The following is a 15,579-nucleotide window of genomic DNA, read 5'->3' as shown; positions in this document are numbered from 1 at the left end:
TCATGCACAACGTTGAACACCCACAGCATCGGCGCGACTTTGCAACGGACACCACGCTGTTCCGCACCACGGCGCTGGCTGTCGTCATCGCTGCGTTTGCAACGCTGGCGGCGACGGTGCTGCTCCACCTGATCCGCTTCTTCACCAACCTGTTCTTTTTCCAGACGCTGTCGCTGGCGGATCGATCGCCGGCCACCAATACGCTCGGCGCCTGGGTGATTGCGGTGCCGCTCATCGGCGGGCTCGTCGTCGGGCTGATGGCGCGCTTCGGTTCGGAGAAGATCCGCGGGCACGGCATTCCCGAGGCCATCGAAGCGATCCTGTTCGGCAAGAGCAAGATGTCGCCGAAGGTGGCGGTGCTCAAGCCGCTGTCGTCGGGCGTCGTGATCGGCAGCGGCGGGCCATTTGGCGCGGAAGGCCCGATCATCATGACCGGCGGCGCGATCGGCTCGCTGTTCGCGCAGTTCTTCAAGCTGACCGCCGCCGAGCGCAAGACGCTGCTGGTGGCCGGCGCCACCGCTGGCATGACGGCCGTGTTCGGCACGCCCGTCGCCGCCTTGCTGCTGGCGGTGGAACTGCTGCTGTTCGAATGGCGCCCGCGCAGCATGCTGCCCGTGGCGGTGGCCTGCGCGGTGGCGGGCTTCCTCCGTGTGCTGGTGCTGGAGCCCGGCCCCCTCTTCCCGCTGGAAACCGCGCCCGCGACGCTGCCTGCGCTGGGCTCGTGCGTGATCGCCGGGTTGCTGTGCGGCGCGCTGGCGCGCTCGCTGTCGATGGCGCTGTACAAGACCGAAGACCTGTTTGGCCGCCTGCCGATCCACTGGATGTGGTGGCCGGCCATCGGCGGCCTGGTGGTGGGCATTGGCGGCTATTTCGAACCGCGCGCCCTGGGCGTCGGCTACGACGTCATCGGCGACCTGCTGCACAACCATCTCGCCATCCGCGTGGCGCTGGCGCTGCTGGTGGTCAAGGCCATCATCTGGGTAATCGCGCTGGGCTCCGGCACGTCGGGCGGTGTGCTCGCTCCGCTGCTGATGATGGGCGCTGGTCTTGGTGTGCTCGTCGGGCCTGTGCTGCCGGGCGGTGATCCGGGCCTGTGGCCGCTTGTCTGCATGGCCGCCATGCTGGCCGGTGTGCTGGGCGCCCCGCTCACGGCCATCGTCTTCGCCTTTGGGCTCACGCACGATGTCAATGCGCTGCTGCCGATTTTGCTTGCGGTCGCGGTGTCCTACGGTTTTGTCGTGCTGACCATGCCACGCTCGATCATGACCGAGAAGATCGCGCGCCGCGGCTTCCACATCTATCGCGAATACGCTGTCGATCCGCTCGAGCGCCACGCCGTGGACGAGGTGATGACGCGTTCCGTGCAGACCATCGACGCACAGGCCACGCTGGCCGATACACTCGCCGACCGCTTTGGCGTCAGACAGGCGCACCGTGCATTTCCCGTGGTGCAAGGCGGTCCGAATGGCAGGCTGATCGGCATGCTCGACCGCGATGCGCTGCTGGCGGCCCAGAAGCGCGGCGCCGTCACCGTGGCCGAATTGTTTGGCGCGAACGCCCCCGTGATGGCGTTGCCGGGCGAGACCTGCCGCATCGTTGCCACGCGGCTGGCGGTGCATGGGCTGGAGCGGCTCCCGGTGGTGGCCGATTCGCAGTCGCGCGCGTTGGTGGGCATTGTCTCGCGCAGCGATCTGGTCAAACCATCGCTGGCATTCTTCGATGAAGAACAGCGCCGTGAACGCTTCCGCCGTGTGCCGCTGTCGGGCGCACGCACGCAGCTTGAACTTCGCCGTCGTCGCGCGGGCCGCGCGGCGCGCTAGTCCCAACGCTCAGCCGGCCACGTGCCGGTTGCGCCCGCTTTCCTTGGCGCGATACAGCGCCAGATCGGCGCGCTTGAGCATTTCCGACGCGGTATCGCCCGGCCGGCAGACCGTCATGCCCATGCTGACCGTCATCGAGAGCCCGGTCGGAAAACTTTCGTCGCTCTCGGCCACCGCGGTGCGCAGGCGCTCGGCCACCTCGGTGGCGGTTTCCAGCGTGGTGCGGCCCATCACCATGGCGAATTCCTCGCCGCCCAACCGCCCAACCAGGTCACTGCTGCGCAGCACGCCCGTGGCAAGCGACGCAAAGCGCTGCAGCGCCATGTCGCCCACAGCGTGGCCCCATGTGTCGTTGATCCGCTTGAAGTGATCCAGATCGGCCAGCACCAGCACGAGTGGTTCGGCGCGATTGTGGGCACGCGCGAGCACCGTGTCGAACAGCGCCAGGAAGCGGCGGCGCGTCAGAACACCTGTCAGATGGTCGAAATGCGCTTCATTGGCGAGTGCGCTGTTGGTGCGCTGCAGCCGCTGGTTCAGATGGCGCGTCACACGGTGGTGCTGCCGCTCGCGCACCAACGACCACGCCACGAGCACGAACGTAGCCAGCACGCTCACGAACAGCACGAACCCGATCATCCGATTGCGCGCATGGTTGGCGATCTGCTGCCCCCACGCCGGCAGCGGCTCGGCCACGACAACGGTGAGGTCTGCGCTCGCATTGCGCGACACGGTGAGCGATGGAATCGCACTGCCCTCGCGCCAGGCCAACGTATCGCGCACCTCGGCCGGCACCCAGCTCGGCACGTCGGGATGCGCCTTCGCGGTCGGCTGATAGGGCCACGGCTCGAAGTCGACGCGCTGGTAGGCGTTGTACCGGTCGCTGGCGCCCATGCGCTGCAGGCGCGCATCGGGCAGGATCTTGCCGACCAGCGACGCATCGGTCGACAGAATGATCAGCCCATTCGGATCAGTCACCAGCGATGTCGGATGCGATACCCAGTGCTGCAACCGCGCGAGGCTCACCTTGGTGCCCATCACCGCGATCAGGTATCCACCCGCGTCATACACCGGCGCGGCGAAGAACAGGCCCGGCACGCCCGTCACCCGGCCCACCGTGAACTGCTCGCCCAGGCCGCCCAGCATCGCCTCCTTCATATACGGCTGCATGCTCGACTGCACGCCGACGAACGAATCGGCACGACCGGCATTGTTGGCCAGCACCACGTAATTGTTCTGGTTCACGACCCACACGTAGTCCAGCCCGAGATTGCCGGCGGTGGCATTCAGGAATGCGTCGATGTCGACCACTTCGGGATGCGACATCGCCTGTTCCGCACGCGAGCCCTGGTCCATCAGGTTCCAGCGCCGGGTGTCGACACGCTGCACCGCACGCGGGATGGCGTCGATCTGCGCGAGCGTCTGCGGCAGCGCGCGCAGCAGGGCCACGTCGGCGGTGATCTGGCTCGACATCCCCTCCGCCACCTGGGCGCCCAACTGGCGCCGCGCATCCACCATCTGCTGCACGTCGCGCGCGCTCATCGAATCGGCCACGAAGCAGGCGGCAAACCACGAGACACCCACGCCCACCAGCGCCGCAGACAGCCAAAGCGCCCATCGCGCAATGCGCAGCCGGGCGCCATGCGACGACGTTGGGGCGGGCGCCGGCACCTTCATGTCAGGCCTCGCTGCCCAGGAAATCCGCGACCGTCGGGTAGCGCAGCGCCACCCGCAGTTCACGCGCAAGCCGCGTGTTGCGCAGCCGGCGCGATTCGCTCATGAACGACAGCAGCGCCGGCTCGATCTGCTGAGCCGCTTCGGCGCGCGAAATGCGCGGCGGCCGCTGCAACCCGCGTGCGTCGGCCACGGCGTCGAAGTAATCGCCCATGCGCAGCTCCGAGGCGTCGCTCGCATGCACGACGCGCTGCGGCCGGCCCCGGAACAGCGCGGCAATGACAGCGCGCGCGAGGTCGTCGGCGTGAATGTGGTTGGTGTAGACGTCATCCTCCGCGCGCAGGGCGGGCGTACCGCGCTGCAGCCGCGCAACGGGCAGCCGATCCGCCGCATAAATGCCGGGAATGCGCAGGATCGACGTGCGCCAGCCGCCGCCCGCGCCGAACCAGCGCACGCGGCGCTCGGCGGCGACCCGGCGCTGCGCACGCGCCGTGGTGGGCTTCACGGGCCGGGCTTCGTCTACCCAGGCGCCTCCCGCATCACCGTAGACACCGCTGGTACTGGCATAGACAAACGCACGCGCTTGGAGGCGGGTTTTCAAGCGGCCAGTGAGGCCACCAGACTTGTGCGCCCGCTCGGGTAAAATGCGACGTTTTGTGGCGGTGGAATTCGGGGACGGTTGCGCCAGCGTATGCAGCAGCGCGGCGGTACGCGGATCATCGTTGCCAACTGCGGGCGGCGGTGCCAGATGCAGCACGCGGGGGCTCAACCCTCGCAGCCGTTGCAGCGACGCGGCATCGTCCAGGTTGGCGACAATCGGCACGGCACCCGCTTCGCGCAACGAAGCGCGACCTTCAAGGCGCGAGGTGACGGCAAAGACGCGAAAACGCGAGCGCAGCAACGTCAGGCAGCGCTGCCCGACATCGCCGCAGCCGACGATCAGCACGCGCGGGCGTCCCAGACGTGGTGCAGGATTGGATGGCCGAGCGACTGACTGATTCACCATCGGACGTGCTGCCGGATTGACCACCATTGCATGCCCATCAGGGCGACCAGACACTCTTTTCAACATATTCGGATTGTAGATGGCTTACCAGATCAACGTGCTGCCCAGCGGCCGCCAGTTCCAGGCCGAAGACGGCGAGACCATCCTTGCAGCAGCGCTGCGCCAGGGCATCGGCCTGCCGTACGGCTGCAAGAACGGCGCATGCGGCTCGTGCAAGGGCCAGGTGCGCGAGGGCTCCATCGTTCAGGGCAACCACTCGCCCAACGCGCTGACCGCCCAGGAGGCCACCGAAGGCCGCGCGCTGTTCTGCTGCGCCACGCCTGCCACGGACGTCACCATCGAAGTGCGCGAAGTGCACGGCGCCGGCGATGTCCCCATCAAGAAGATCCCATGCCGTGTCGCGTCGCTGGAGAAGGCCGCGCCGGACGTCACCATCGTCAAGCTGCAACTGCCTGCCACCGAGCGTATGCAATTTCTGGCCGGGCAGTACGTGGAATTTCTCCTGCGCGACGGCAAGCGCCGCAGCTACTCGATCGCCAATCCGCCCCACGACGACGGCCCGATCGAGCTGCACATCCGCCACATGCCGGGCGGCGCGTTTACGGACTACGTGTTTGGCGCCAAGGAAGGCGCCCCGGCCATGAAGGAGCGCGACATCCTGCGCTTCGAAGGTCCGCTGGGCAGCTTCTTCCTGCGTGAAGAATCCGACAAGCCGATCATCCTGCTGGCCTCGGGCACCGGCTTTGCGCCCATCAAGGCAATCATCGAGCATGCCCAGTTCATCGGCAGCACGCGCCCGATGACGCTGTACTGGGGCGGCCGCCGCCCGCAAGACCTGTACATGCACGCCAAGGCCGAAGAATGGGCGCGCACGCTGCCGAACTTCACGTACGTGCCGGTCGTCTCCAACGCCCTGCCCGAAGACGCCTGGACGGGCCGCACCGGTTTCGTTCACCAGGCCGTGATGGCCGACTACCCCGATCTGTCGGGGCACGAGGTCTACGCCTGTGGCGCGCCGGTGGTGATCAACTCGGCCCGCACGGACTTCGCTGCCCAGTGCGGAATGCATCCGGACGCATTCTTCGCCGATTCGTTCACCTCGGAGGCCGATCTCCATCCGGCCGGCTGACGTTGCACAAATCCAAAGAAGGCCAAAATTTCGTTTTGACTTGACTTGGCATCCGTCTTATTCTTGCGCCTTATGAACCAAGCCCTGCACCTCCGACGCCGCCGTACGTTGCTCCCTCCGGGAAGCCACGCGGCTGTCTGCTGATTGCATATCGGGTTCACAGGATTCGACGATCACAAGGCCACGGGGCGCCCCCCGTGGCCTTTGTCTTTTTCCAACGCGCGTTTTTTCGGTTTTTCATCTTCCTGCCGCCTTTTTCTGGAGCTTTGCCATGGCGTTTGCTGACTACCCCGTCCAGTCCCTGATGTACATCACCAACCGGCCCGAGATCGTCTTCACCGAAGGCAAGGGCTCGTGGCTGACGGACCACAACGGCAAGCGATACCTGGACTTCGTGCAAGGCTGGGCCGTCAACTGCCTCGGCCACTCCAACGACGGCATGATCGAAGCGCTGAACGCGCAGGCCAAGAAGCTGATCAACCCGAGCCCGGCGTTCTACAACGAGCCGATGGCCAAGCTGGCCGGCCTCTTGACGGCGCACAGCTGCTTCGACAAGGTGTTCTTCGCCAACAGCGGCGCCGAAGCCAACGAAGGCGCCATCAAGCTCGCCCGCAAGTGGGGCAAGAAGCATAAGAACGGCGCCTTCCAGATCATCACGTTCGACCACAGCTTCCACGGCCGCACGCTCGCCACCATGAGCGCATCCGGCAAGGCAGGCTGGGACACCATCTTCGCCCCGCAAGTGCCGGGCTTCCCGAAGGCCATCCTGAACGACATCGCCTCGGTCGAAGCGCTCATCACCGACGAGACGGTCGGCGTGATGCTTGAGCCGGTGCAAGGCGAAGGCGGCGTGCTGCCGGCCACGCCGGAATTCATGCAGCAACTGCGCGCGCTGACCAAGAAGCACAAGATCCTGTTGATCGTCGACGAAGTGCAGGCCGGTTGCGGCCGCTGCGGCACGCTCTTCGCCTACCAGCTCTCGAACATCGAGCCGGACATCATGACGCTGGGCAAGGGCATCGGCGGCGGCGTGCCGCTGTCGGCCTTGCTGTGCACCGATGAAGTGGCGAGCTTCGAAGCCGGCGACCAGGGCGGCACCTACAACGGCAACCCGCTGATGACGGCGGTCGGCTGCTCGGTGATCGAGCAACTGCTGGCGCCAGGCTTTCTGGCTGGCGTGGAAGAACGCGGCGCCTATCTGCGCACGCAACTGCTCAAACTGAGCGAAGAGTTCGGCCTGGCCGGCGAGCGCGGTAACGGCCTGCTGCGCGCGCTGCTGCTCGGCAAGGACATCGGCGGTCAACTGGTTGAAGCGGCACGCGAGATGAACCCGACGGGCCTGCTGCTGAACGCCCCGCGTCCGAACATCCTGCGCTTCATGCCCGCGCTGAACGTGACGACTGAAGAAATCGACACGATGATCGGCATGCTGCGCACGCTGCTGAAGGCGCACGCCTAAGGCGCGCCGCATTACTTGGGGCGGCGCGCAATGCGTCGCCCTGCATCGCCTTACCCCTGTTCCCACTCTGAGGTTTGCCATGGCCGTGACGCGAGAAGTTCCGGCCACGGGGATCGTTTTGTCCGATGATTCCGCGTGGCTCCCGCTGGACCATATCTACCACTTCCTTTCGCAGGAAACGTATTGGGCCCGCGGTCTGCCGCGAGAGGTGTTCGACCGATCGGTCGCGAACTCGCTGTGCTTCGCCGCCTATCGTCGGAACGACGATGGCTCGCATGGCGACCTCGTAGGCTTTGCACGGGTCATTACCGACCGCGCGACGTTTGCGTATCTGTGCGATGTGTTCGTGCTGCCGGCGTGGCGTGGGAAAGGCCTCGCGCACGCGCTGATGGATTTTCTGCGTGAGCATCCTGACCTGCAGACGCTGCGCCGTACAGTGCTGGTCACCACGGGCGCCGACTGGCTCTATCGCAAGCACGGCTTCACCGATGTGCCCGAAGGCATTGGCTTCATGCAATTGCATCGGCCGAACATCTACACAGCAACGTCGCCCTGAAACGTCGGGCACACGCAAAGAAAAAGCCCCGCAATTGCGGGGCTTCTTCATGATGCTTGAGGGTGCTTATTCGCCCAGGTAGGCGGCACGCACCTTCGGGTCGTCGAGCATCTGCTTGGCATCGCCGCTCATGGTGATGAGACCGGAGTCCATCACGTAGCCGCGGTGCGCAGCCTGCAACGCCAGACGCGCGTTCTGCTCAACGAGCAGCACGGTCACGCCTTGCGCCGAGATGTCGCGCACGACCTCGAAGATCTTCTCCACCATGATCGGCGAGAGACCCATCGACGGCTCGTCCAGCAGCAGCAGCTTCGGTTGGCTCATCAGCGCACGCGCCATGGCCAGCATCTGCTGCTCGCCGCCCGACATCGTGCCGGCCAACTGGTTTGCACGTTCCTTCAGGCGCGGGAAGATGCCGAACATGCGGTCGATGTCGGCCTTGATGTTGGCCTCGTCGTTGCGCGTGAAGGCGCCCATCTGCAGGTTCTCGGTAATGGTCATGCGCGCGAACACGCCGCGGCCTTCCGGCACCATCGCCAGACCCTGCTTGAGCAGGTTGTAGCTGGGCACGCCCTTGATGGACTTGCCCAGATACTGCACATCACCGCCGGCCCAGCCCTGCAGGCCGGTGATGGCCTTCATGGTGGTCGTCTTGCCGGCGCCGTTGGCACCGATCAGCGTGACCAGCTCACCTTCGCGAATCTCCAGATCCACGCCCTTGACCGCCTGGATGCCGCCGTAAGCGACCTTCAGGCTGTCGATCTTCAACATTACTGGTTTCATATTCCGTTCCTCTGCGTCAGTGCGCTGACGCGCCGAGGTAGGCCTCGATCACGGCCGGGTTGCTCTGCACTTCCTGCGGCAGGCCTTGTGCGATCACCTTGCCGTAGTCCAGCACGGTCAGGCGGTTGCACAGGCCCATCACCAGCTTCACATCGTGCTCGATCAGCAGGATGGTCTTGCCGTCGGAACGGATCTTGTCGAGCAGGCCGCGGAGTTCCACTTTTTCCGTGGCGTTCATGCCGGCGGCAGGCTCGTCCAGGGCCAGCAGCTTGGGCTGCGTGGCCAGGGCACGGGCGATTTCCAGGCGACGCTGGTGACCGTACGACAGGTTGCGCGCCGTGTAGTTGGCGTACTTGCCGATGCCGACGTAATCCAGCAGGTCGTGCGCCCAGTCTTCGATCGACTGCTCTTCCTCGCGTGCCGCCTTGGTGCGGAACACCGCGCCGATCAGGCCGGCCTTGGTGCGCACGTGGCGGCCGACCATGACGTTTTCCGCCGCAGTCATGTCCCCAAACAGGCGGATGTTCTGGAACGTGCGCGCAATGCCAGCCTTGGCCACTTCATGCACGGCGGTCGGCTGGTACGGCGTGCCACCGAGCACGAATTCGCCGGCATCCGGCGTGTACAACCCCGTGATGACGTTGAAGAACGTGGTCTTGCCGGCGCCGTTCGGGCCGATCAAACCGTAGATTTCGCCTTCGCGAATTTCCAGGCTCACGTCGGACAGCGCTTGCAGGCCGCCGAAACGCTTCTGGACTCCTCGGATAGAGAGGAGGACGTTGTTGTTGCTCATGTGCGTGCCTCCATCAGATACGGGACAGTCCACCAGCCCGCTGCTTTTGCGGACGGTCTTCCTTGCGCGGCGAGGGCCACAGGCCCGCAGGGCGATACAGCATCACCACCACCATCGCCAGGCCGAACAGCAGCTGACGAAGCACTTCCGCTTCCACGATCACATGGCCGAACAGCTTGTTCTGCACCGGCTCGGCCAGCGCACGCAGCAACTCCTGGAAACCGACCAGCAGAATGCCGCCCAGGATCACGCCCGGGATATGGCCCATACCGCCCAGCACCACGATCGCCAGGATGTAGATCGACTCCCACAGCACGAACGATTCCGGCGACACGAAGCCCTGGAACGACGCGAACATCGCACCCGACACACCACCGAACGAGGCACCCATCGCAAAGGCCAGCAGCTTGATGTTGCGCGTGTTGATGCCCATCGCCTTGGCGGCGATTTCATCTTCACGCAGCGCCACCCATGCACGACCGATACGCGAGTTCTGCAACCGCAGGCACACGATGATGATGATCGCGGCCAGGATCACGAACAGGTAGTAGTACATGTAGACCGAGTCGAAGCGGATGCCGAAGAAATCGTGGCGCTTCGAAAAGTCGAACCCGAAGATCTTGACCGGCTCGATCAGGTTGATGCCCTTCGGACCGTTGGTGATGTTCACCGGGCGGTCGAGATTGTTCATGAAGATCCGGATGATTTCACCAAAGCCCAGCGTCACGATGGCGAGGTAGTCACCGCGCAGCTTCAGCACCGGCGTGCCCAGCAGAATGCCGAACAGCGCCGCAAGCCCGGCACCCAGCGGAATCACCCACCAGACGATGAGGTGCAGCCCATTGGGGAACAGGTTGTGGATCCACTCGAACTGGTTGGTCAGGTGCGGCGAACCGAGCAACGCCATCATGTAGGCACCGACCGCGTAGAACGCGATGTAGCCCAAGTCGAGCAGGCCGGCAAAGCCCACCACGATGTTCAGGCCCAGGGCCAGCATGATGTACAGCAGTGCGAAGTCCAGCACGCGCACCCAGTAGTTGCCACCTGCGGCGCCCACGATGAACGGCGCGAAGATCGCAAGGATCAGGAAGCCGTACAACGCGGCGCGCGTCTTCATCGGCGCTTTGAAATTTTCTGTCATGGCGCTCCCCTTCTTATGCGCGGTCCGCAACGCGTTCACCCATGATGCCGGACGGGCGGAACAGCAGCACGCCAATCAGCACGATGAATGCGAACACATCCTGGTAGTTCGAACCGAACACACCGCCAGTCAGATCGCCGATATAACCGGCACCCAGTGCTTCGATCAGGCCCAGCAGCATGCCGCCGACCATGGCGCCAGCCAGGTTGCCGATGCCGCCCAGCACCGCGGCGGTAAACGCCTTCAGGCCGGGGATGAAGCCCATGTAGAAGTGGGCGTTGCCGTAGTTGGTTGCCATCATCACGCCGGCAACCGCTGCCATGGCAGCACCGATCATGAAGGTGGCGGAGATCACGAAGTTCGGGTTGACGCCCATCAGGCCTGCCACACGCTGGTTCTCGGCGGTCGCGCGCATGGCACGGCCGAGCTTGGTGCGGTTGACCAGCAGGATCAGCCCGACCATGACCAGGATCGACACCACGATGATGACGATTTCCTTGCCCGTAATGGTCGCGCCCGTGGAGCCGATATCGATCGGGTTCGAAGGCAGCAGTTGCGGGAAGGTCAGCGGGTTGCGCGACCAGATCATCATCGCCAGCGTCTGCAGCACGATCGACACGCCGATGGCGGTGATCAGCGGCGCCAGGCGCGGCGCATTGCGCAGCGGCCGGTAAGCGACACGTTCAATGGTGTAGGCAACGATGGCGCAGACCGGCATTGCAAACAGCAATGCGAACACCAGCGTGAGCCAGTCAGGCAGATTGGGGAAATATTTCTGGAGGAAGTTGATGGCGGTCAGGGCAGACATTGCACCGACCATCAGAACATCGCCGTGGGCGAAGTTGATGATGCCGAGAATACCGTAGACCATGGTGTAGCCAAGTGCGATCAGCGCGTAAATGCTGCCGAGCACCAGACCGTTCACGATCTGCTGGATAAAGATATCCATGAGAACAGCTCCTGCTATGCCTTGCTTTGTTGTAGGCGACGGGATGACGTGCCCGCAAGGTATGCGATCAATCGGATGGGTAAGGTGAGGTTGCTGGTAAGCGGCCTGCCGAACGCGCCCATGGTGAGGGCCTTGTGTAACTGGCGAGGCTATAAAAAACGGCACCGCTAGGGTAGGCGCGGTGCCGTTTTCAGGGCGGTAGCCCTTCGATTACATCTTCACAACGTCAAGAACGCTCTTCTTCTTGTCCTTGTAGTTGTACAGGGTGATGGAGCCTTGCTTCAGGTCACCCTTGTCGTCGAACGCGATGTTGCCGATCACGCCGTTGTAGTTGGTTGCCGGCATGGCAGCCAGGATCTTGGCAGCGTCGGTCGAGTTGGCACGCTTCATCGCGTCGATGATCACGTTGACGGCGTCATACGTGAACGGTGCGTAGATCTGCACCGGCGTGTTGAAGCGCGCTTGGTACTTCTTCTCGAAGTCTGCGCCCTTCTCCATCTTCGACAGCGCCAGGCCTGCTTCCGAGCAGACGATGTTGTCGATCGCGTCGCCAGCCAGTTCGGCCACCTTGTCGGTACACACGCCGTCGCCGCCAACGATCTTGGCCGTGATGCCCAGTTCCTTGGCTTGCTTGGCGAACGGACCGCCGGTGGCGTCCATGCCGCCGTACATGATCACGTCCGGCTTCTTGCCCTTGATCTTGGTCAGAATGGCCTTGAAGTCGGTCGCCTTGTCGTTGGTTGCCTCACGCGCCACGACATTCACGCCACCTGCCTTCGCGGTCTTCTCGAACTCGTCGGCCAGGCCCTTGCCGTAGGCGGTGGCATCGTCGACGATGGCCACGGTCTTGGCGCCCAGGGTCTTGGCGGCGTAGTTCGCCAGTGCCGGACCTTGTTGCGCGTCGGTTGCAACCACGCGGTAGGTCGTCTTGAAGCCTTGCTTCGTGTAGTCGGGGTTGGTCGACGACGGCGAGATCTGCACGATGCCTGCATCGCTGTAGATCTTCGAGGCCGGGATCGAAACGCCCGAGTTCAGGTGGCCGACGACGGCAACAACGTGCTCGTCAACCAGCTTCTGCGCCACGGCGGTGCCGGTCTTCGGATCGCCTGCATCGTCTTCACCGACCAGTTCCAGCTTGATCTTCTTGCCGTCGATGGTCAGGCCTTCCTTGTTGGCTTCTTCAACGGCCAGGCGTGCACCGTTTTCGTTGTCTTTGCCAAGGTGAGCAATACCGCCCGTGAGCGGAGCCGCGTGACCGATCTTGATGACGGTCTCGCCGCCACCGGCAGCAGCAGCCGGAGCCGACGTTGCTGCAGGTGCAGCAGCTTGGTCTGCGGGCTTTTCCTCGTTCTTACCGCAAGCTGCTACGAGTGCCACGGCAGCCGCAAGCGGCAGAACTTTGGCAAACTTAATTTGCATGAGTGATCTCCTAGATCTCGCAAGAGCAAGAAGAGCGTCCTGCCTCCCGGCCGCTCCCCCCGCGCCGATTGTTTCAATTTGAAACGCGCGAATTGTATCCCCTTTTATTGCGGATGCAATACGCGTCGCAACAACGATTTTTACAGTAACTACGCCGCTTTACGGGCTTTCCCCAATGCCCAAACAGGCGTCATTTCGCGCAGGCATTCGCGAACGGCGCATAGGCATATCAAGAACCGTGCCAGAGTAGGGGAAACCCCCTATCCAGGCGGCTTGGCGGGCGATTTCCACGGTAAATCAAGGGTTCGCGGGCGTTGAAGGGGTTTTTGCAATGCACAAAACAAAACGGCCACTCCCGAAAGAAGTGGCCGTTGAATCATCAAAAGCGATTTATGCACCGCATTAGGGCGCACAGTTTTTGTGCGCTTTTAAGTGGGCATTTACATAAACGCATTCAATTCATTTGAAGCCCCCTCGGAAGGGGGAAGGACATGTTTTCCTGGATCCCGTCGAGCGGACGCACGGTGCGCGCGCCCAGCGCCTTGAGCCGATCGACGATCGATTGCGCCAACTCCTCAGGCGCCGAAGCACCGGCGGTCAGGCCCACGCGGCGCTTGCCTGCCACCCACTCGGGCTTTACCTGTTCAGGCGTATCCACCATATAGGCGGGCACGCCCAGCTTTTCGGCCAGCTCACGCAGGCGATTCGAGTTCGAGCTGTTCGGGCTGCCGACAACGATCACCACTTCCACCTGCGGCGCCATGAACTTCACAGCGTCCTGGCGATTCTGCGTCGCGTAGCAGATGTCCTGCTTCTTCGGCTCGTGCACCGCCGGGAAGCGCGCCTTGATGGCGGCCACGATTTCCTGGGTCTCGTCCACCGACAGCGTGGTTTGCGTCACGTAGGCCAGGCGCGTCGGGTCTTTCACCTCGAGATGCACCACGTCATTGACGGATTCGACCAGCAGCATGCCGTCGTTGGCCTGCCCCATGGTGCCTTCCACCTCGGGATGGCCCTTGTGCCCGATCATGATGATCTCGAAGCCTTGCGCACGCATCTTCGAGACTTCGACGTGCACCTTCGTCACCAGCGGGCACGTCGCATCGAATACACGCAGGCCGCGCGCTTCGGCCGCCTCGCGTACCGCCCGCGACACACCGTGCGCACTGAAAATGACCGTGCCGCCCACGGGCACATCGTCGAGTTCCTGCACGAACACCGCGCCCTTGTTGCGCAGATCGCCCACCACATAGGCGTTGTGGACGATCTCGTGACGCACGTAAATGGGCGCGCCGAACAGCTCCAGGGCGCGCTCGACGATTTCGATGGCGCGATCCACGCCAGCACAGAAGCCGCGTGGCTGCGCCAACAAAACCTCTGCGTCGGCCTGGGTGACCGGATCAATGGAGTCGAGCGGGGCGTTCACAGCGTTACCCATATCAAAGAATGCCGATCAGCTGGACTTCAAACACGATCGTCTGGCCGGCCAGCGGGTGGTTGAAGTCGAACAGCGCCGACGTCTCGCCAACTTCCTTGAGCACGCCGGCATATTTACCGCCGCTGGGCGCATTGAACTCGACCAGGTCGCCCGGCTGGTAATCCTCTTCGAACGAAGAGTTTTCGCGCAGCGTGGCCAGGGACACGCGCTGCAACAGTTCCGGATTGCGCGGACCGAACGCATGCTCGGGCGCCAGGCGGAACGTCGTGCGTTCGCCCTCGCGCATACCGAGCAGCGCCTGCTCCAGCGTGGGCGCCATCTGGCCTTGGCCGAGCAGCAGCGTGGCCGGCTTGTCGTCGAAGGTGGTGACGATGTCCGTGTCGTTTTCCAACGCGATGCGATAGTGCAGCGTCAGAAATGAATCCGGGCCGACCACCTTGCCTGCGCCGTCTGGCGTCGTCGCGGACGCCTCGTTCACCAAATTTTGCACGCTCAACCTGCTTGACCAAAAAGTGACCCGTTATTGTACGTCAGCCCTCCTCGCGGCCGCAGGCGCGACGTACGCCGCACTCCTGCGGTCGGGGGGTTTCCATCGCTCATGTCACCCTATGGCAATCGTCGACTGGCCCGCCCACGAGCGGCCGCGTGAAAAACTGCTCGCCCACGGCCCCGCCGCCCTCTCCGATGCGGAGCTGCTGGCCATCTTCCTGCGCGTCGGCATGCCAGGCAAAAGCGCCGTCGACCTCGCCCGCGAACTGCTTTCTCACTTTGGATCGCTCGCGCGGCTGTGCCACGCCTCCCAACAAGAGTTCTCCTCGATCAACGGCATGGGCCCGGCCAAATACGCACAACTGCATGCGCTGCTGGAGGTTGCCCGGCGCGCACTGAAAGAAGACTTCGCGCACGGTCAGACCTTTGAATCGCCTCAAAGCGTGAAGGATTTCTTGCGTCTGACACTGGGGCACCGCCCGCACGAGGTGTTCGCCTGCTTCTTTCTAGATGTACGACACCGGCTGATCGCGTGGGAAGAACTCTTCCGCGGCACCCTGACCGAGGCGCGCGTCTACCCGCGCGAGATCGCCAAGCGCGCCCTCCATCACAATGCGGCCGCCGTGATCCTGGCCCACAACCACCCCACGGGCGATACCCAGCCCAGCGAATCCGACATCACCCTCACCCGCGAGCTGCGCCGCGCGCTGGCCATGCTCGACGTGATCGTCCTCGATCACATGATCGTCGGCCGCAGCCACGTCTACGGCTTCCTGGAACACGGCAAAATGTAGTGCCGACACCGCATCGCACGGTGCCCAACAGCAATCCGTCGATCTCGTTGATTTGTCAGCGGTTTTGTGTGTATAATCCGCGTTTCGCTGAAGTCCCACCTCTACAGTGGCGCTGCGCTTGGTTTTGGTCCC

At 63.8% G+C, this 15,579-nt stretch carries 14 protein-coding genes; 5 read left to right on the top strand and 9 right to left on the bottom strand.

Going from position 1 to position 15,579, the window contains the following annotated elements; genetic code table 11:
- Positions 1-2 precede the first annotated feature (2 nt).
- A complete protein-coding gene (locus N511_RS0119160; protein ID WP_027680747.1) occupies positions 3-1,820 on the top strand; it encodes a chloride channel protein in 1,818 nt (605 codons plus the stop codon).
- Positions 1,821-1,829: 9 nt separating this feature from the next.
- On the opposite strand, the gene N511_RS0119155 is transcribed toward N511_RS0119160, so the two are convergent.
- A complete protein-coding gene (locus tag N511_RS0119155; RefSeq protein WP_027680746.1) occupies positions 1,830-3,494 on the bottom strand; it encodes a sensor domain-containing diguanylate cyclase in 1,665 nt (554 codons plus the stop codon).
- A 1-nt stretch (position 3,495) separates the two neighbouring features.
- Positions 3,496-4,497: an NAD-dependent epimerase/dehydratase family protein gene (locus N511_RS0119150; RefSeq protein ID WP_027680745.1), complete on the bottom strand. Its 1,002-nt coding sequence runs from the start codon at positions 4,495-4,497 to the stop codon at positions 3,496-3,498.
- A 79-nt stretch (positions 4,498-4,576) separates the two neighbouring features.
- On the opposite strand from N511_RS0119150, the gene N511_RS0119145 reads away from it, so the two are divergent.
- From N511_RS0119145 to N511_RS0119135, 3 genes are all read left to right on the top strand, one after another.
- Positions 4,577-5,626 carry a CDP-6-deoxy-delta-3,4-glucoseen reductase gene (locus tag N511_RS0119145; RefSeq protein ID WP_027680744.1) on the top strand — a complete coding sequence of 350 codons (1,050 nt, stop codon included), beginning with the start codon at positions 4,577-4,579 and terminating at the stop codon, positions 5,624-5,626.
- Between the two features lie 271 nt (positions 5,627-5,897).
- Positions 5,898-7,085 carry an acetylornithine transaminase gene (locus N511_RS0119140; RefSeq protein ID WP_027680743.1) on the top strand — a complete coding sequence of 396 codons (1,188 nt, stop codon included), beginning with the start codon at positions 5,898-5,900 and terminating at the stop codon, positions 7,083-7,085.
- Between the two features lie 79 nt (positions 7,086-7,164).
- Positions 7,165-7,641: a GNAT family N-acetyltransferase gene (locus tag N511_RS0119135; protein WP_027680742.1), complete on the top strand. Its 477-nt coding sequence runs from the start codon at positions 7,165-7,167 to the stop codon at positions 7,639-7,641.
- 66 nt (positions 7,642-7,707) lie between these two features.
- On the opposite strand, the gene N511_RS0119130 is transcribed toward N511_RS0119135, so the two are convergent.
- The 7 genes from N511_RS0119130 to N511_RS0119100 all read right to left on the bottom strand — a co-directional run bounded on the left by N511_RS0119130 (position 7,708) and on the right by N511_RS0119100 (position 14,654).
- A complete protein-coding gene (locus N511_RS0119130; RefSeq protein ID WP_004632015.1) occupies positions 7,708-8,424 on the bottom strand; it encodes an ABC transporter ATP-binding protein in 717 nt (238 codons plus the stop codon).
- Between the two features lie 16 nt (positions 8,425-8,440).
- Positions 8,441-9,217 carry an ABC transporter ATP-binding protein gene (locus N511_RS0119125; RefSeq protein WP_004632013.1) on the bottom strand — a complete coding sequence of 259 codons (777 nt, stop codon included), beginning with the start codon at positions 9,215-9,217 and terminating at the stop codon, positions 8,441-8,443.
- A 13-nt stretch (positions 9,218-9,230) separates the two neighbouring features.
- The gene (locus N511_RS0119120; protein ID WP_027680741.1) at positions 9,231-10,358 is read right to left on the bottom strand and encodes an ABC transporter permease subunit; all 1,128 of its coding nucleotides are present in this window, start codon (positions 10,356-10,358) and stop codon (positions 9,231-9,233) included.
- Positions 10,359-10,371: 13 nt separating this feature from the next.
- Positions 10,372-11,307, bottom strand: coding sequence for a branched-chain amino acid ABC transporter permease (locus tag N511_RS0119115; protein ID WP_027680740.1), 936 nt, complete (start codon positions 11,305-11,307; stop codon positions 10,372-10,374).
- 210 nt (positions 11,308-11,517) lie between these two features.
- Positions 11,518-12,726, bottom strand: a complete 1,209-nt coding sequence (locus N511_RS0119110) for a branched-chain amino acid ABC transporter substrate-binding protein (RefSeq protein WP_027680739.1) — start codon at positions 12,724-12,726, stop codon at positions 11,518-11,520.
- A gap of 454 nt (positions 12,727-13,180) precedes the next feature.
- Entirely contained in the window at positions 13,181-14,164 is a 984-nt protein-coding gene (gene ispH, locus N511_RS0119105; RefSeq protein ID WP_027680738.1) for a 4-hydroxy-3-methylbut-2-enyl diphosphate reductase, read from the bottom strand.
- A gap of 1 nt (position 14,165) precedes the next feature.
- Positions 14,166-14,654: an FKBP-type peptidyl-prolyl cis-trans isomerase gene (locus N511_RS0119100; protein WP_027680737.1), complete on the bottom strand. Its 489-nt coding sequence runs from the start codon at positions 14,652-14,654 to the stop codon at positions 14,166-14,168.
- Between the two features lie 118 nt (positions 14,655-14,772).
- On the opposite strand from N511_RS0119100, the gene radC reads away from it, so the two are divergent.
- Positions 14,773-15,447: a RadC family protein gene (gene radC / locus N511_RS0119095; protein WP_027680736.1), complete on the top strand. Its 675-nt coding sequence runs from the start codon at positions 14,773-14,775 to the stop codon at positions 15,445-15,447.
- The last annotated feature ends 132 nt before the right edge of the window (positions 15,448-15,579 follow it).

Source organism: Ralstonia sp. UNC404CL21Col, from assembly GCF_000620465.1.
In the GTDB taxonomy this organism is placed as follows: domain Bacteria; phylum Pseudomonadota; class Gammaproteobacteria; order Burkholderiales; family Burkholderiaceae; genus Ralstonia; species Ralstonia flatus.
The sequence above is the reverse complement of the archived record's forward strand: the minus strand, read 5'-3'. Positions and strand labels throughout refer to the sequence as shown.